The sequence below is a fragment of the Demequina lutea genome (genome assembly GCF_013409005.1).
Lineage (GTDB): Bacteria > Actinomycetota > Actinomycetes > Actinomycetales > Demequinaceae > Demequina > Demequina lutea.
Genome location: NZ_JACBZO010000001.1, coordinates 1,712,907 through 1,729,184, shown reverse-complemented (window position 1 = coordinate 1,729,184; position 16,278 = coordinate 1,712,907). Strand labels below are relative to the sequence as shown.

The following is a 16,278-nucleotide window of genomic DNA, read 5'->3' as shown; positions in this document are numbered from 1 at the left end:
GGTGGGTCGTGCCTCAACGAGGGGCACCGGCTAGGAGTCGGGCTTGCCTGTGCGGGCCTACGGGGCACCGGCGGGGCGCACACCCGTGACGCGTTCGGCCGCATCGGCGTCGAGATTCGGCAAGGTGCCGCCGAACTCGGGGCACGCCGACTGAAAGGAACACCAGGAGCACAGCCGTGATGGTCGGGCAGGAAAGTTGCCTGCGGAAGAGCGGCGCTGGATGTCGGCCCAAGTGTCACGCACCTGGGCCTCGACCGCCGCAAGATCCGCGTCTGTTGGTTCAAGTTCCTTGACCCCGCCGTCGCGCAAATACAGCAGCCTCATGAGGCTAGGGCGCGTGCCTTGGCTTCGCTCAACGAGCATCGCGTAGAAGCGCATCTGGAACTCGGCCTGTTGGCCGTAACCGGCCCGCGGGGTGGCTCCGGACTTGTAGTCGATGATGCGAATCGCGCCGTCGGGCGACACATCCATGCGGTCAACGACTCCGCGCAGGGCGGGACCGCCCTCAAGCGCGGCGTCGAGGCGCAGTTCACGCCCGGCCGGCGCCAGGCGTTCGGGGTTCTCCAAGGTGAAGTACATTCCCACTCGCGCCCGAGCATCGTCGAAAAACTGGGCGGCGTCGGCCGAATCCTTCACCAGTTCCGCAACGGCGGGCTCCCTGTTGACGAGTCGCTTCCACTCGGGTTGGAGCAGGTCATTCGCGGCGTCTCGCGTGCGCTGAGCGGGCGGCAAATCGAAGAGCCGCTCAAGCACGGCGTGGACCACCGTGCCGAGCGTCGTGGCCCGCTGCGGCGGTTCCGGCAACTTGTCGATCGTGCGCAGGCGATAGAGCAAGGGGCACTGCGCAAAGTCGCTTGCTCGCGAGGGGGAGAGTCCGGGTTCAGGCAACATGAGTCCCAGGGTAGGCCGGGTGTATGACGCGGCGTGGACCGACTAGCGTGATCCCATGAGTGAGCGCAGAACCTCGGGCTTCGTGGCGGGCAGGATTCTTGGTGCCCCGGTCATTGTTCAACCGAGCACGCTCATCATGCTGGCGGTGCTTGCCTACATCTTCGCCTCGGCAGCAGGGCAGACCACGGCACGGACGTTGTCGATCGGTCTGCTGCTCGCGGCCTCCCTCATCGGCTCCGTGTTGTTGCATGAGGTGGCTCACGCGATCGCCGCACGGGCGTTTGGTCGCAAGGTCAGCGAGATCGTTCTCACCCTGTGGGGCGGTCACACCAGTTTCGATGCGTCGGGTCTCACGCCGCTGGTCAATGGCGTGACGGCGGTCGCGGGCCCCGCCATGAACCTGGTGATCGCGGGCGTAGCCAGGTTGATTCTCCAGGTCGCCAACGTCGGCGGGCTCGCGGGCAGCGTGCTCGCGTATGTGGCTTGGGCCAACGTGCTTCTTGCCATCTTCAACGTGTTGCCAGGAATCCCGATGGACGGTGGAAGGGTGCTCGAGTCCATCGTGTGGGGCGCGACAGGCAATCGCAATAAGGGCACTCTGATCGCCGCGTGGGTGGGACGGTTCGTTGCCGTCGCGGTCGTGGTGTACTCGCTCGCAACGCCGATCCTTCAAGGACGCACGCCCGGTCTCATCGACGTCATGGTCGCGGTCATGGTGTTCTCCATACTGTGGCCGGCCGCCTCGTCGGCGATCGCGTACTCCAAGGCGATGCTTCGCCGTGATGGTTTGACCGTCGCTTCCCTCATGATCCCCGCGGTTGGGGTTTCATACACCGTGACCGTCGAGGGTTCACGGAATGCTGCGAAGGCTGCGGGCGTGCGCGAGATCGTCGTCCTTGGTGCCGACGATGCGCCTGCTGGGAGGTTTCCCCTCGACCTGACCGACCAGGTGCCGCCGGACGTGCGGGATGCCACCTCGCTGCAGTCGGTGACCACACCGATTCCTCGTGGCGCGGCCATTCAACAGTCAGCCGCGGCGGACGTGCTCATCCCCGAATTGAGGGAATGGTGGGGTAAGACGGACGTGTTGGTGGTGGTTGACGGCGTGTTGGTCGTCGGGATTCTGAGGCTAGCTGACGTCGTGGCGGCACTGAGCTAGCACCGTAGACTGGCGCGCATGAATCCCCCAGCGCCCGTAGGTGCCGCCGAGCGCCGCGGTCCGCTCCGTGCGGGAGACCGCGTGCAACTGACTGATCCCAAGGGCCGCCACCACACCATCGAGTTGGTCACGGGCAAAACTTTCCACACTCACAGGGGTCAGTTCCATCACGACGAGCTCATTGGCAAGCCTGAGGGCACCGTCGTGCGAAATACGGCGGGTGTCGACTACGTCGCCTTGAGGCCGTTGCTCAGCGACTTCGTCCTGTCCATGGCTCGTGGCGCCGCGGTGATTTACCCCAAGGACTCGGCGCAGATCATTCAATTCGCCGACGTCTATCCGGGTGCCCGCGTCATGGAGGCGGGCGTCGGATCGGGCGGCCTCACCATGTCGCTCCTGCGTGCGGTCGGTGACGACGGTGAACTCACCTCCGTCGAGCGTCGCGAAGACTTTGCCGACATTGCGCGCGCAAACGTCGAGTCATTCTTTGGGGGCCCGCACCCCGCGTGGAGCCTGTTGCTCGGCGACTTTGATGCGAGGGCGATGGAGCGTGCGCCGGGGTCCGTTGATCGGGTGATTCTGGACATGCTCGCACCTTGGGAGAACCTCGAGGCGGCGGCGCACGTTCTCGCGCCGGGAGGCGTCTTCCTCGCCTACGTCGCGACGGCAACACAACTATCCCGGCTTGCGGAGGACCTGAAGGAGACGGGAGACTTTACCGAGCCGCAGGCTTGGGAGAATCTCATCAGGACGTGGCACCTTGAGGGGCTCGCGGTTCGACCCGACCACAGGATGGTGGGGCACACCGGGTTCCTACTGACGTCGCGCCGGATGGCGCCCGGAGTGGATGCGCCCCTCAGGCATCGGCGTCCGGCGAAGGGTTCGTACCCAACGGACGATGATTGGACACCCGAGGACCTCGGGGAGCGACCCGTATCGGACAAGAAGGTCCGGCGGGTGAGAAGAGACGTGACGGTCGGACGGACGGAAGAATTGGGAGCAGTGGAGGAGTGAGCGTGGTTGACCCCCTGGACACCATCGCGGCGCTCGAAAGGCGCAATGCAGATCTGACGCGGTTGTTGGAGACCGCACGCGATTCGCTTGGCGAGATGCGCGTCAAACTCGCGGAGGCGTCCGCACCGCCGCAGACCTTTGCCACGTTTGTGCAGTGGGCGGGCAAGCATGCAGACGTCGTGGCAAACGGCCGAAAGATGCGCGTGGCAGTGATGGCCACCGTCGGCCCGGCTCTTACACCGGGAGACGAGGTTCTCCTGAATGCGATGAGCGTGGTGGTGGGCACGGCGGAACCGGAACGCAGCGGCCAAGCCGCGATCGTGCGCGAAGTGATCGACGACGCGCGCATCCTCGTGGTGTCTCGCGGAGAGGACGAGCGCGTGGTCTCTCTCATGGGAGGAAACGCGGCGGCACGGATACACGAGGGCGACACCGTCATCATCGACCCGCGCACGGGATTCGCCTCGGAGAAGGTCGAGCGCACGGGCGTCGAGGCGCTGCTGCTCGAAGAAGTTCCGGATGTCGACTTCGCGTCGATTGGCGGACTGACTTCCCAGATCGAGCGCATCCGTGACGCGATCGAACTCCCGATCACGCACCCGGAGTTGTACAAGGAGCACTCGCTGCAGCCGCCGCGTGGTCTCCTGTTGTACGGCCCTCCAGGTTGTGGAAAGACGCTGATCGCGAAGGCGGTGGCGCACTCGCTGGGAGTGGCTTCGGGATCGGACCGTAGTTTCTTCCTGTCGGTAAAGGGCCCCGAGTTGCTCAATAAGTACGTCGGCGAAACAGAGCGCTATATACGCACCATTTTTGAACGCGCGCGGGCGCAGGCCCACACGGGCGCACCGGTTGTCATCTTCTTTGACGAGATGGATGCCCTGTTCAGGGCGCGAGGCTCGGGCGTGAGCTCGGACATGGAGACGACGATCGTCCCTCAGCTCCTCACTGAGCTCGACGGCGTTGAGTCGATGGCGAACGTCATCGTCATCGGGGCCTCGAACCGCGAAGACATGATCGATCCCGCCATCCTGCGCCCCGGCAGGCTCGACGTGAAGATCGAGGTGTCGCGACCGGATCGTCAAGCGTCGATCGACATCATGGGCAAGTACTTGACGGAAACGCTGCCCCTGGATGCGGGCGAAGTCGCCGCGCACGACGGGGATCGCAAGGCGGCCGTGAATGCGATGATCGGCGCCTCTGTGGCGCGGCTGTTCCAGGACGACGATGCCGGCAGGTACATGTCGGGGGCGCTGCTCCGCAACGTCGTAGACCGTGCCAAGACACGCGCCATCAAACATGTCATCGGGGGCGGGGAGCGAGGGTTGTCGACGCCGCACTTGTTGGCCGCTTGCGACCAGGAACTCGTCGAGGCTCGATCCGTCGCGGCCAGGGAGTTCGGCGAGTACTGATGCGCGTCGTCGGGATCGAGACCGAGTATGGGATCACGGATCCCCAGGATCCTGGGGCGAACCCCATCCTGTTGTCCTCGCAATTGGTCGCCGCCTGCAGGCAGTGGGCGGGAGACGCGTCGGCCCGCTGGGACTACGGGGGCGAGGATCCGCTCATGGATCTGAGGGGATCGAGGCGGTCGCGAGAACATGCCACGGTCGACATGCTGACCGATGCCCACGAGTACGACCACGATCGCGGTCAGGTGACCTTGCGCCGCCGACGCGGAAGTTGGGAAGACCCTGCCCATCTCAACGCGGTGCTCGCGAATGGCGCGAGGTTTTATGTCGATCACGCTCACCCGGAGTATTCGGGGCCGGAGGTCTCGAGCGCGCGTGATGCCGTCGTGTGGGATGCGGCGGGCGACAAGATCGCGAGGGCAGCCGTCGAGACCTTCAATGCCGACGGTGGTTCGGTGGCGCTGTTCAAGAACAACGTCGACGGCAAGGGCGCGAGCTACGGCACACACGAAAACTACTTGGTGTCTCGCTCGGTCGCCTTCGATGAACTCGCGCGGCGCCTCACCCCACACCTGGTCAGCAGGCAAGTGGTGGTCGGTGCGGGTCGAGTCGGCCTCGGCGCCTACGGCGAGGTTGCGGGTTTTCAGATGTCGCAGCGGGCCGACTACATGGAGGCCGAGGTGGGTTTGGAGACGACCCTGCGCCGGCCCATCGTGAACACGAGGGATGAGCCGCACGCCGACCGCGCGAGATGGCGGCGCCTGCACATCATCATCGGCGACGCGAATTGCATGGAGGTCCCTACCTACCTCAAGGTCGGGACGACGTCGCTCATCCTTGCGGCAATCGAGGCGGGCGATGATCGTCTCGATGCTCTCGTCCTCGCCGACCCTGTGGCAGAGGTGTCCGCCGTTTCCCATGACGTGACGATGCGCCACCGGCTGGCTCTCGCATCGGGAGAGATGGGCACCGCGCTTGATATGCAACGCGCCTTGCTCACCATCGCGCGAGATCACGTTGCCGATGCGGAAGACGCCGCAGTGATCGCGAAATGGGAGGACGTGTTGGAGGCCCTTTCTCGGGACGTGTTCTCGGCCGCGAAGGACGTGGAATGGGTAGCCAAACTGCAACTCATGGGGCGTATGAGGGACCGCTACGGCTCTATGGGCGCCGAGGGGGTTCCGGTGCGTGCAGCTTGGGACGACGACAGGCTCAAGGCGGCCGACGTGCAGTGGAGCGAGGTCGGCGTCGGCCTTGCCTGGCGGCTCGCGGCCGCGGGCGCCGTGACGCGCCTGACGACCGATGCCGAGGTTGAATCGGCGGTCGCGTTGCCGCCGACGACCACGAGGGCGTGGCTGCGAGGGCGCATGGTGGCGAAGCGCCCCGACATCATTGACGCCGCAGGCTGGTCCTCGATCGTCCTTGACCGCGAGACCGATCACGGCCACCTCGAGGTGGTCAATTTGCCCAATCCCATGGCCACGACGCACGAACTGCTTGACTCGTTGATCGACGAGGTCCGCCCAGCGGCTACCGACCCACGACACGACTAGGCTGTTTTCATGCCCCAGACCACATCTTCCTCATCGCCCTTTGAAGACGACGTTCCAGAGCCAGACGCCCCGGTCGCTCCGGCCGCTCAGGCGAGCGTCGACGCCCTCGACTCACTCTTGGACGAGATCGACGACACGATTCAGTCGAATGCCACGCAGTTTGTGCGGTCGTTCGTGCAAAAGGGTGGGCAGTAGCAGGACATGATGCTTGGAGAGGTTCCCACGCCGCTTGACGTCGATCCGCGGCGACGCATCTTGGGTCTTGAGACCGAGTTTGGCTTGCACTTTGATGCACCGAACGCGCGTGCCGTGACCCCCGAAGAGGTAGCGGGACACCTCTTCCACTCCGTAGTCGAGTGGGGACGATCATCGAATGTGTTCCTCACGAATGGTGCGCGCCTATACATCGACGTGGGGGCACATCCCGAGTACGCGACGGCCGAGTGCGACTCCGTCACCCAACTGGTGGCTCACGACAAGGCAGGCGAACGCATTGTCCACGACCTCGTCGCCAGGGGAGAGGCGCGTCTGAGGGCCGCGGGCGTTGAGGGGTCCATCTATCTCTACAAGAACAACACCGACTCCGCCGGTAATAGCTACGGCTGCCACGAGAACTATTTGGTGCGCAGGCGAGCGGATTTCAAGGCCTTTGCCTCGCTGCTCTTGCCCTTCTTCGTGAGTCGCCAGATTGTGACGGGCTCGGGTTGCATCACGCGTACCCCCCAGGGAGCGCATTACAGCTTCTCTCCGCGGGCTGACCACATGTGGGAGGGCATGAGCTCCGCGACGACGCGGTCGCGCCCCATGATCAACACGAGGGATGAGCCGCACGCTCACGCCGACCTGTATCGGCGGATGCACGTGATCGTCGGCGACTCGACGATGGCCGAGCCGACCACCATGCTGAAAGTGGGAGCGACCGACCTCCTCTTGCGCATCCTCGAGGCTCGGCTGAGGTTGCCCGAACTTGCGTTGGCAAATGAGATGCAGGCGATTCGCACCATTGCACACGACGTCACAGGCGCGGCCACGGTCGAGCTCGCCGACGGCAGGCACATGACCGCGGCCGACCTCCAGGAGTCGTGTCTCGAGGCGGTAAGGGATCATCTCGACGGAGTCATCGAACGAACCGACGAGGTTGACGCGATCTTGGACCTCTGGGAGCGAGGCGTGGGCGCGGTTCGCACCCAGGACGCGAGCGGTGTAGACACCGAAATTGAGTGGGCAATCAAGAGACGCCTGATCGAGCGGTATAGGGACCGTCTCGGATGTGCCCTGGACGATCCGCGGCTCGCGCGTCTCGAGATGGCCTATCACGACGTTTCGCCCTCTCGCGGAGTGTTCAATCGCCTGCAAGCCGATGGCCTGGTCAAGCGAGTGGTGTCAGAGCAGGACATCCTCAACGCCCAGACGCAGCCGCCAGCCACGACGCGCGCGGCTCTCCGCGGTCGCTTCGTCACGGCCGCTCTCGCGTCGGGACACGATTACACGGTTGACTGGGTTCACCTCAAAATCTCCGGAACCGATCCGCGCACAGTGCTGCTGAAGGACCCGTTTCGGAACGTAGACGAACGGGTCGACGTTCTCTTGGCGGCGCTCGACGGCTAGCGAGCGCCCCTAGAATGGTGCGCCTGCCCTTGGAGGAAAACATGCGTCGTGTGGTCGTTGCCTTGATGGCTGCAGCGCTCTTACTCTCGGGCTGCTCAAGCAGCACAGGAGTGGACGCGAGCGTTTCGCCATCGGTCGGCGACATTTCACTCATTACGTTGGGTGTGTCCAAGACCCTCTCGCCCAAGGTGACGTGGCCCGCGGGCCTCAAATTCCCGAAGTCACAGTCCAAGGTGGTGTGGCAGGGCAAGGGCGCGACGCTCAAGGATGGACAGCCGCTCTTACTCAACGTGTTCGTGGAATCTCTCAATACTCACGAAGTGCTCAAGAACACGTTCGATCGCCTCCCACAGTCGTATCTGTTGGCTCCAGAACTCCTTGGCAACGACCTGTACAACATCCTCCTCACCGCGCGAGTGGGCACGCGGGTCCTATCGATTGCGCCTCCTCAGGGAGAATTCACGGGTGAACCGGCGATCGTGATTGTGATCGATGTGCTGTCCGACGAGGCGACGGGGGAGAAACTCCCGGTGAGTCCCGACTTCCCCCAGGTGACCTCGCAGTCGACGGGTGAACCGAACATCACGCTCGACCCCAACAAGGCCCTTCCCGTGGAGCTGTCGATCTCCACGTTGATTCGGGGAGATGGCACCCAGGTCAAGAAGGGTTCGTTCATCGTCGCGCAGTTCAAGGCGGTCTACACCGCCGACGGCTCGAAGGGCGGTAAGTCCTGGAAGGCGGGGGACGTCCAGCAGTCGACCTGGCCCCCTGAGCAGGCGCCGTTCGAGGGGCAAATCGGTGTGGGAAAGGCGCTGCAAGCGTGGGATGAGGGCCTGATCGATCAGACCGTGGGCTCGCGCGTGATGCTCATCGTCCCGGAGTCAGCGGGATACCCGGGCGAAGGTACGCTCGTCTATGTGATCGATATCCTCGCCGTCTACAACGAGGACTCGTAGTGGGCGTAGCGATCAGGGTCATTCCTTGTCTCGACGTCGATGCGGGGCGCGTTGTCAAGGGCGTCAACTTCGCGAACCTTCGTGACGCGGGTGACCCCGTCGAGTTGGCGGCGCGTTATGGCGCGGAGGGTGCAGACGAGGTGACGTTCCTCGATGTGACCGCGTCTTCCGCGGGCCGAGCCACGATGCTCGACGTGGTGAGGCGCACCGCCGAGCAGGTCTTTGTCCCCCTGACTGTTGGTGGAGGGGTGCGTTCCACCGACGACGTTGACATTCTCCTCCGAGCGGGAGCGGACAAGGTAGGCGTGAATACGGCTGCAATCGCGCGACCGGAGCTTATCTCCGAGATCGCGCGTAGGTTTGGCAACCAGGTTTTGGTTCTCTCCGTTGACGCGCGTCGATGTGCGGGTGACACGGTCACCCCATCGGGCTACGAGGTCACGACACACGGTGGTCGTCGTGGCACTGGGATCGACGCGGTCGAGTGGGCGCGGCAGGGCGCCGAGTGGGGCGCGGGAGAAATCCTGCTCAACTCGATGGATGCTGACGGCACCACTGACGGATTCGACATCCAGATCATCAAGGAAGTGCGTGACGTCGTGTCAGTACCACTCATTGCCTCGGGAGGCGCGGGCCGCCCCGAGGATTTCATAGCGGCGGCCCATGCGGGCGCCGACGCCGTTCTCGCCGCGAGCGTATTCCATTTTGGAACGCTCTCGATCGGCCAGGTCAAGGAAGCGATGCGCTCGGCCGGCATCGCAGTGAGGTGAGTCGGACCAAGCGGGCCGAGTACGAGTTGAGCGGGTCTTACATCCGAAAGACCTTCCAACTCCTCGGTCACGCTTTGCGCACTGAGCCGCGGCGATTTGCCGTGTCGATTGGCGCCGCGGGAATCTTTGGAATCGTCACAGTCGTGTTCGGATCCTTGCTTGGCATCATCGTCGACGACGTTGTCATCCCCGCTATTCGCCGCGAGCCCATCCTGGGTTGGTTCGGCGAACACACCCAATCAGGGCGCACCGCCATCCTCATTGCCGGTGCCGCCTTCGTGGCCATCGGCCTCATCAACGCCATCCTCATCGCGATTCGCAGGGCGGTTCAGGGCGGGGCAGTGGCTGGAGTGGGCGCGCGTCACCGCACCGTCGTGGCCGATGCGATCGCGTCGCTTCCGCTGGGCTGGCACCGCGCCAACCCAGCCGGGCGAATGCTCTCCGCCATGTCGTCCGACTCCGAAACCGCGACGAATCCTCTGCATCCCCTGGCCTTCACGGTCGGATCGTTCACCATGATGGTCGCGGCAGGCTACCGGCTGGCGGTCATGGATAAGTGGCTGGCCATCACGGCGATGATGGTGATTCCCGCCGTGTTGGCGGTCAACGTCGTCTACGAACGCGTCATCAGCCCGTTGTGGGATGCGGGTCAGAGCCTGCGTGCCGAGGTCTCGACGATCGCCCACGAGTCGTTCGAGGGAGGTACCGTCGTCAAGGCGCTCGGTGCGGAACAGATCGAGTCCGAGCGCTTCGCTGTCAAGGTCGATGGTCTTCGCGACGCAGACACGCGCGTGGGCGCAGTGTCGAGCTGGTTTGAGCCGCTCATGGACTCCATGGTGCCTCTCAGCTCTCTCGCGATCATGATCGTGGGCGCGTACCGCGCGGCTGCAGGCGCGGTGACCGTCGGCGATGTCGTGTCGGCGATCTACCTGTTGGCGTTGCTTGCGGTGCCGATCCGCGGCATCGGGTGGGTGCTTGGGCAGATGCCTTCCGCTCTGGTGTCGTTCCAGAGGGTGTCGCGCATCTCGGCGGCGGCCACTGAGGTCGATGAACCCGGACACCTGACGCTGTCCCGCGAAGGCGCGGGTCACTTGGGCTTCAGGGGCGCGCACGTGGGCGCGGACGACGGGAACGGCAATCCAGTAGTGATCGTCCGCGACGTGACGCTCGACTTGGCGCCAGGCACCGTCACGGCTCTCGTTGGTGCCACCGGAGCGGGAAAGACGACGGTGGCACTCGCGGCCGCACGCCTGTCGCGTGCGATCGAGGGCGCAGTGATCCTCGACGATTCCAACATTGAAGTGATCGAGTCGCTCGGCAGTCACGTGGCACTCGTGCCGCAAACGTCGTTCGTGTTCGCTGGCACGGTGCGCGACAACGTGACACTCGGCGACGACTATTCCGACGAGGCGGTGTGGCTCGCGCTCAAGCGAGCGGCAATCGCCGACGTCGTCGCTGGTCTTCACCAGCACGGCAACGCGCTTGAAGCGGAGCTCGAAGAGCGAGGAATGAACTTGTCGGGCGGCCAACGTCAACGCGTCGCGATCGCGCGCGCGTTGGTGCGCACTCCTCGCGTCCTCGTGCTCGATGACGCGACCTCCGCGGTCGATCCCGGTGTCGAGCAAGAGATTCTCGCGGCGTTGCGCGCCGATGGCGCGGGCCCCACCGTCCTACTCATCGCCTATCGACTCGCGTCAATCATGCTTGCCGACCGCATCATTCACGTCGATGACGGGCGAGTGGTTGACGCGGGATCGCACGCCGAGCTTCTCGAGAGGGACGCCGGCTACAAGGAGTTGGTGACGGCTTACGAGCAGGACACGAAACGAAGGCTAGACGAGCATGAGGGGAGCGCATCATGACCCCGATTGATCTGGAGGCCGACGAACGCGGCGACTTTGTGAAGCGCATCGGCCTGGGCGAGACCCTGCGACGCGGGCTTGCCATCTCGCCGGAGCTGCGCAAGGGGCTGGGCGTGACGATCGCGCTCGCCGCGGTAGCCGCGTCGGCACGGGCGACCATTCCCTACCTCACCCAGCGCGTGACCGACGAGGGCCTCTTGGCGCCTGGCGGCGTGGACCTCACGATCGTTCATCAGCTGGTCGCCGGCGGCGCGGTCGTCGTGCTGATCTCGATGCTCGTCGAGTGGCGAGTGCGAAGGCGCATGGTGATCGCCGCGGAAGCTGGCCTCGCGACGCTCCGCAAGCGTGCATTCGATAACGTGCACAAGCTCTCCGTGCTCACGCAGAACTCGGAGCAGCGCGGGCGGTACGTGTCGAGGGTGACGGGCGACGTCGACACGATGAGGGACCTCATGCAGTGGACAGGCGCGGGCATGATGGTGGCCGCGTTCGAGTCGACCGTCGTTCTCATCGTGATGGCGGTCTATTCGTGGCAACTCGCGCTCGTCGTCGTGGGTTGTTATGTGCCCCTGCTCGCGGTCACGATGCGGTTCCAGCCTGCGATTTCGCGCGCCTTTGGCGACATCAGGGCGAGGATGGCTGATCTCTTGGGACGCACGTCCGAGCAACTCGTTGGCGTGGCGACCATTCGGTCATACGGCGTTCAGGCGCGCATGCGTCAGCGGTTGAGGGATGAGATCGACGGCATCGCCAAGCGCGAACGTCGCGCGGCGTGGCTCGCGTCGTCGAGCTTCTCGATGACGGCATTCGGGCAGTCGTTCGCGACGGGTGCGGCGCTCGTCGTCGGCACGGCACTTGGTGTGAGGGGCACACTGTCGGTGGGCACTGTGGCCGCGTTCGCTCTGCTCGTCTACATGTTCTCGAGTCCGCTCATGTGGATCGTCGAGATGCTCGCCGAGATGCAGCGCGCGCTCGTTGGCTGGCAGCGCGTGATCGAGCTCGTGGACGCCGAGGCGACGGTCGCCGATCCGGACTCGCCCGTGGCGTTGCCAGCGGGCACGTTGGACCTCACGGTCGAGGGCATCAGGCTCACGTATGAGGGCGACGAAGAGGTGCTCAAGGGCATCACCTTCACGGTGCCCGCGGGCAAACGGCTGGCGATCGTGGGGCAAACGGGTTCCGGCAAGACGTCTCTCGCGAGGCTCATGTCTCGGTTCTTCGACCCGACCGAGGGTCGCATCGCGCTCTCAGGCATCGACGTGCGAGATGTGGCCTTCGCGGAGCTGAGGGACCGCCTGGCGGTCGTTCCGCAAGAGGGCTTCCTCTTTGAGGGCACCATTTCGGACAACCTCCGTTACTCCCTGCCAGCCGCGTCGGACGAAGACCTGCACGCGGCCGGTCAGGAAGCGTTCGAGGCGCTCGGCCTCCATACGTGGCTCGAGGGCACGAGCCACGGACTCGACACGGCGGTCGGCACGAGGGGCGAGCTTCTCAGCGCGGGGGAGAGGCAGCTTGTCAGCATCGCCCGCGCTTACCTGACGGACCCCGACGTTCTCATCCTCGACGAGGCCACCTCTGCGGTGGACCCGTCGACGGAGGTTCGCATCTCGCGTGCCCTCGAGGCCTTGATGAAGGGCCGCACCGCCGTGGTGATTGCTCACCGTCTTTCGACGGCGGAACGTGCCGACTTTGTCGCTGTGATGGACAACGGTGAGCTGGTCGAGTTCGGGTCTCACACCGAGTTGGTGCGCGCGGGCGGCACCTACGAGCGGCTTCACCGCGCCTGGGTGTCGCAGACCCGCGATTGACACGGTGCGATATGGCCCGGGTTCTTCGTCGCACCGTGCAAGGATAGGCGCCATGCGTCTGGCTCAAGAGATCGCCCAACAACTCAAGCGCAATGAGGCGGGGCTCGTGTGTGCCGTCGTTCAAGAGGCGTCCACCGGTCGTGTGCTCATGGTGGCGTGGATGAGCGACGACGCCCTTGCCGAGACGCTCGCTACGGGGCGCGGTGTGTACTGGAGCCGCAGTAGGAACGAGATCTGGCGCAAGGGAGACACCTCAGGGCACGTGCAACGAGTCTTGAGCGCCGAGATCGATTGCGATGGCGACGCCATCCTGCTCCAGGTCGAGCAAGATGGCCCCGCGTGCCATACCGGAACGCACTCATGCTTTGACGCGGGCGGAGCGTTGCCTGTCGTCGTTGGCGGCGCGTCGTGACGACCCCGACTGTGGGAGCGACGTCGCTCGAGTGGGGCGACACGTGGCCTAGCAGGGATGAGTTTGTCGCCCTGGGGGCCACCCACCGCGTGGTGCCCGTCGCGAGGCGACTTCTCGCCGACGACTGGACTCCCGTTGCGGTCTACGCCGCCTTGGCGCAATCGAGGCCTGGCACCTTCATTCTTGAGTCCGCCGAGCCCGACGGAACACGCTCGCGCTACTCCTTCATCGGTGTGCGGTCCGGGGCGTCGTTGACGATCGTTGGCGACAACGCGCGGTGGTCGGGAGACGTGCCACTTGGCCTCGCCGATGGCAAACCCCTTGACGTCATCGGATCCGCGCTCGAGCTCCTTGCATCAGAGCACATCGAGGGCTTGCCTCCGCTCACGGGTGGGCTAGTCGGGGCGCTTGGCTGGGACATCGTCAGGCAATGGGAACCCACGCTTCCGGCAGACGCCAAGCGCGAGCTCGACGTTCCCGACGCGCTCCTGATGCTCGCCACCGACCTGGCGGTTCTCGACCACATCGACGGTTCGGTGTGGCTCATCGCCAACGCCGTCAATTCTGACGCGCTCCCCACCGGTATCGATGCCGCCTACTCGTCCGCGGTGTCCCGCATTGACGCGATGGAGGCGGCGCTCGCCGCGGCACCGAGGCTGCCAGCGATGGCGATCGATGCGGCGCTTCCTGAGGGCGCCGTGACCCAGCGGTCTGCCGTCGGCGAGTACGAGAAGATGGTGAAGTACGCCAAGGAGTCGATTCGCGAAGGGGACGTCTTCCAGGTCGTGCCCTCGCAGCGATTCGATGCCGAGTGCTCGGCGAGCGCCTTCGACGTCTATCGCGTGCTCAGGACCCTCAACCCGAGTCCGTACATGTACTACCTGGAGTGTGAGGACGCCGACGGCCGGGAGTTTGCCATCGTTGGTGCTAGTCCCGAATCGCTCGTGACCGTCAAGAATCGTGCCGTGCTGACGTACCCCATCGCGGGATCACGTCCGCGCGGACGCACGCCCGAACTTGACAAGGCGCTTGAGGTTGACCTGCTCAACGACCCGAAAGAGGCGGCGGAGCACGTCATGCTCGTCGACCTGTCGCGCAACGACCTCGTCAAGGTATGCGAACCCACATCCGTCGAGGTCATCGAGTTCATGGCGGTCAATCGCTACAGCCACATCATGCATATTTGCTCGACGGTGGTCGGCACCCTCGAGGCCGATGCGACCGCGCTCGACGCGTTCGTCGCTACCTTTCCTGCGGGAACGCTGTCGGGGGCGCCTAAGCCGCGCGCGATTGCCTTGATCGACGAGCTCGAGCCCGTGCGGCGCGGATTCTATGGAGGAGCCATTGGCTACTTCGATTTTGCGGGAAACATGGATCTCGCCATCGCTATTCGCACTGCGGTCGTGAAGGACGGCGTCGCGTACGTGCAGGCAGGTGCGGGCATCGTCGCCGATTCGGTTCCGACCTCCGAGGCGCAAGAGACTCGAGATAAGGCGGCCGCAATGTTGCGCGCAGTCTCACGCGCAAACCTGTTGGTTCCAGCATCTTCTCGCTAGACTTTCGACCAGTTCCCAAAGGAGTGATTATGCCTGCCTCGAAGATTGAACCCCATAACCTGCCCGATGTCGCGCCCAAGAACCATGGAAGCACGCTGGCCGGTTGGGTCACGAATGGCCTCATTGTTCTTGGTGCGCTCGTGGCCGCCATCGGATTCATGATCCCGCTGTTCCCCCTCGTGTGGGTGGGCGCGGGTGTATTTGTCGTCGCCCTGGCAGTGGGTGCGACGCTGCGGGCGCTCGGTTTCGGGCAACCGCTTAAGTAGGGAGCGCAGGGCGCGCCTCTACCTCTTCAAAGGAGATCGCACATGACTGAAATTCCCCCGCCCCCCTCGATGCCGCCGCAAATGCCGCCGAACATGGGCATGCCGTCCGGCCCGAACCCGACCGCCAAGAACTGGATGGGGATTGTTGCCCTCATCGTCGGTATTCTCGGCATCCTGCTCGCTTGTTGCTGGGGCAGCGGCATCCTCTTCGCCGTCGGCGCAGTAGTGCTTGGCATGCTCGGCAAGAAGGCTGTCTTGTCCGGCGAGGCCAACAACCGTGGACTTGCAAATGTCGGCTTCATCCTAGGCATCGTCGGCGTCGCACTCTCGATTGTGGTCATCATTCTGTCGATCCTGGGAATCGCCTCGGGCAACTCCTTCAACTGGGGCACGAACTAATTTCGTGGTCACGATGATGGTTGACCGCCCCCCTGCGGGAGAGGTGCGTCTTCGACGACTCCTCGCCCCCGCGGGGGTGGCGGCCGCGGCCATTTCTTCGCTTGCCTATGTTGTCGTCAGGAATCCTCATGCGGAGAGGATCTTCCCTCCGTGCATGCTGCTGCACACGACCGGGCTCTATTGTCCCGGTTGTGGGGGCACGCGGGCCATGTATGACCTGGTATCGGGTCACATTGGGCGCGCACTCCATGAGAATGCGTTCGTGGTTCTTTTCGTGGTACCGCCAGCGGCGATCGGCTTCTTGTGGTGGGTGCTGAACTCGTGGGGAGTGCGCGTGCCTCGGGTTCGCATTACGGTTCCGATGGTGTGGGCGTATGTGGGAGTCCTCGGGGCGTTCTGGGTCCTCCGTAACCTTCCGGGCCTCGAGTTCCTCCGGCCTTGACCGTGAGCACGGACTTCCGATTCGGTCCGGTCACTATCCCCACCGCCCCGCGCAGGGACTCGCTCGGTGGCAACCCCCGACGCTTTTGAGCCTTCATCCGCCACCCGCCGCCTTCGTGCACTGCTTACGTCAAAGACGCCCCGGGCTGCGCCCGCGCTCGCTCGGTCGGCGTT

General features: G+C 64.6%; 16 protein-coding genes. 15 read left to right on the top strand and 1 reads right to left on the bottom strand.

The window, feature by feature from the left end:
* Positions 1-57: 57 nt before the first annotated feature.
* Positions 58-891 (bottom strand): RecB family exonuclease, encoded by an 834-nt coding sequence (locus BKA03_RS08395; protein ID WP_179397952.1) that lies wholly within the window; start codon positions 889-891, stop codon positions 58-60.
* 55 nt (positions 892-946) lie between these two features.
* Between BKA03_RS08395 and BKA03_RS08390 the strand changes: the two genes are divergently transcribed.
* The 15 genes from BKA03_RS08390 (at position 947) to BKA03_RS08320 (ending at position 16,105) form a co-directional block, all read left to right on the top strand.
* Entirely contained in the window at positions 947-2,050 is a 1,104-nt protein-coding gene (locus BKA03_RS08390; protein ID WP_179397951.1) for a site-2 protease family protein, read from the top strand.
* An 18-nt stretch (positions 2,051-2,068) separates the two neighbouring features.
* Complete coding sequence (locus BKA03_RS08385) at positions 2,069-3,064, top strand: tRNA (adenine-N1)-methyltransferase (protein WP_179397950.1); 996 nt, start codon at positions 2,069-2,071, stop codon at positions 3,062-3,064.
* Positions 3,065-3,066: 2 nt separating this feature from the next.
* Positions 3,067-4,473, top strand: a complete 1,407-nt coding sequence (gene arc, locus BKA03_RS08380; RefSeq protein ID WP_179397949.1) for a proteasome ATPase — start codon at positions 3,067-3,069, stop codon at positions 4,471-4,473.
* Positions 4,473-6,026, top strand: coding sequence for a depupylase/deamidase Dop (dop, locus tag BKA03_RS08375; RefSeq protein WP_179397948.1), 1,554 nt, complete (start codon positions 4,473-4,475; stop codon positions 6,024-6,026). The genes arc and dop overlap by 1 nt, the downstream gene beginning before the upstream one ends.
* A gap of 9 nt (positions 6,027-6,035) precedes the next feature.
* A complete protein-coding gene (locus BKA03_RS08370; RefSeq protein WP_179397947.1) occupies positions 6,036-6,221 on the top strand; it encodes a ubiquitin-like protein Pup in 186 nt (61 codons plus the stop codon).
* A 6-nt stretch (positions 6,222-6,227) separates the two neighbouring features.
* Entirely contained in the window at positions 6,228-7,634 is a 1,407-nt protein-coding gene (gene pafA, locus BKA03_RS08365; protein WP_257020121.1) for a Pup--protein ligase, read from the top strand.
* Positions 7,635-7,798: 164 nt separating this feature from the next.
* Positions 7,799-8,590 carry an FKBP-type peptidyl-prolyl cis-trans isomerase gene (locus BKA03_RS08360; RefSeq protein ID WP_179397946.1) on the top strand — a complete coding sequence of 264 codons (792 nt, stop codon included), beginning with the start codon at positions 7,799-7,801 and terminating at the stop codon, positions 8,588-8,590.
* On the top strand, positions 8,590-9,360 hold the full coding sequence (gene hisF / locus BKA03_RS08355; RefSeq protein ID WP_179397945.1) for an imidazole glycerol phosphate synthase subunit HisF: 771 nt from the start codon (positions 8,590-8,592) through the stop codon (positions 9,358-9,360). The genes BKA03_RS08360 and hisF overlap by 1 nt, the downstream gene beginning before the upstream one ends.
* Before the next feature lie 101 nt (positions 9,361-9,461).
* Positions 9,462-11,222: an ABC transporter ATP-binding protein gene (locus tag BKA03_RS08350; protein ID WP_179397944.1), complete on the top strand. Its 1,761-nt coding sequence runs from the start codon at positions 9,462-9,464 to the stop codon at positions 11,220-11,222.
* Positions 11,219-13,030: an ABC transporter ATP-binding protein gene (locus BKA03_RS08345; protein WP_179397943.1), complete on the top strand. Its 1,812-nt coding sequence runs from the start codon at positions 11,219-11,221 to the stop codon at positions 13,028-13,030. The genes BKA03_RS08350 and BKA03_RS08345 overlap by 4 nt, the downstream gene beginning before the upstream one ends.
* A 52-nt stretch (positions 13,031-13,082) precedes the next feature.
* Positions 13,083-13,442 (top strand): phosphoribosyl-AMP cyclohydrolase, encoded by a 360-nt coding sequence (hisI, locus tag BKA03_RS08340; RefSeq protein WP_179397942.1) that lies wholly within the window; start codon positions 13,083-13,085, stop codon positions 13,440-13,442.
* Complete coding sequence (locus BKA03_RS08335; protein ID WP_179397941.1) at positions 13,439-14,998, top strand: anthranilate synthase component I; 1,560 nt, start codon at positions 13,439-13,441, stop codon at positions 14,996-14,998. Before hisI ends, BKA03_RS08335 begins: the two co-directional genes overlap by 4 nt.
* Positions 14,999-15,027: 29 nt before the next feature.
* Positions 15,028-15,264: an HGxxPAAW family protein gene (locus BKA03_RS08330; protein WP_179397940.1), complete on the top strand. Its 237-nt coding sequence runs from the start codon at positions 15,028-15,030 to the stop codon at positions 15,262-15,264.
* A gap of 42 nt (positions 15,265-15,306) precedes the next feature.
* On the top strand, positions 15,307-15,663 hold the full coding sequence (locus BKA03_RS08325) for an NfeD family protein (protein ID WP_179397939.1): 357 nt from the start codon (positions 15,307-15,309) through the stop codon (positions 15,661-15,663).
* 154 nt (positions 15,664-15,817) lie between these two features.
* Complete coding sequence (locus BKA03_RS08320; RefSeq protein WP_179397938.1) at positions 15,818-16,105, top strand: DUF2752 domain-containing protein; 288 nt, start codon at positions 15,818-15,820, stop codon at positions 16,103-16,105.
* Positions 16,106-16,278: the final 173 nt, after the last annotated feature.

Coding starts and splice junctions, on each gene's coding strand:
- BKA03_RS08395 (WP_179397952.1), bottom strand. CDS start 891: ATGTTGCCTGAACCCGGACTCTCCCCCTCGCGAGCAAGCGACTTTGCG.
- BKA03_RS08390 (WP_179397951.1), top strand. CDS start 947: ATGAGTGAGCGCAGAACCTCGGGCTTCGTGGCGGGCAGGATTCTTGGT.
- BKA03_RS08385 (WP_179397950.1), top strand. CDS start 2,069: ATGAATCCCCCAGCGCCCGTAGGTGCCGCCGAGCGCCGCGGTCCGCTC.
- dop (WP_179397948.1), top strand. CDS start 4,473: ATGCGCGTCGTCGGGATCGAGACCGAGTATGGGATCACGGATCCCCAG.
- BKA03_RS08370 (WP_179397947.1), top strand. CDS start 6,036: ATGCCCCAGACCACATCTTCCTCATCGCCCTTTGAAGACGACGTTCCA.
- pafA (WP_257020121.1), top strand. CDS start 6,228: ATGATGCTTGGAGAGGTTCCCACGCCGCTTGACGTCGATCCGCGGCGA.
- BKA03_RS08345 (WP_179397943.1), top strand. CDS start 11,219: ATGACCCCGATTGATCTGGAGGCCGACGAACGCGGCGACTTTGTGAAG.
- hisI (WP_179397942.1), top strand. CDS start 13,083: ATGCGTCTGGCTCAAGAGATCGCCCAACAACTCAAGCGCAATGAGGCG.
- BKA03_RS08330 (WP_179397940.1), top strand. CDS start 15,028: ATGCCTGCCTCGAAGATTGAACCCCATAACCTGCCCGATGTCGCGCCC.
- BKA03_RS08325 (WP_179397939.1), top strand. CDS start 15,307: ATGACTGAAATTCCCCCGCCCCCCTCGATGCCGCCGCAAATGCCGCCG.
- BKA03_RS08320 (WP_179397938.1), top strand. CDS start 15,818: ATGCTGCTGCACACGACCGGGCTCTATTGTCCCGGTTGTGGGGGCACG.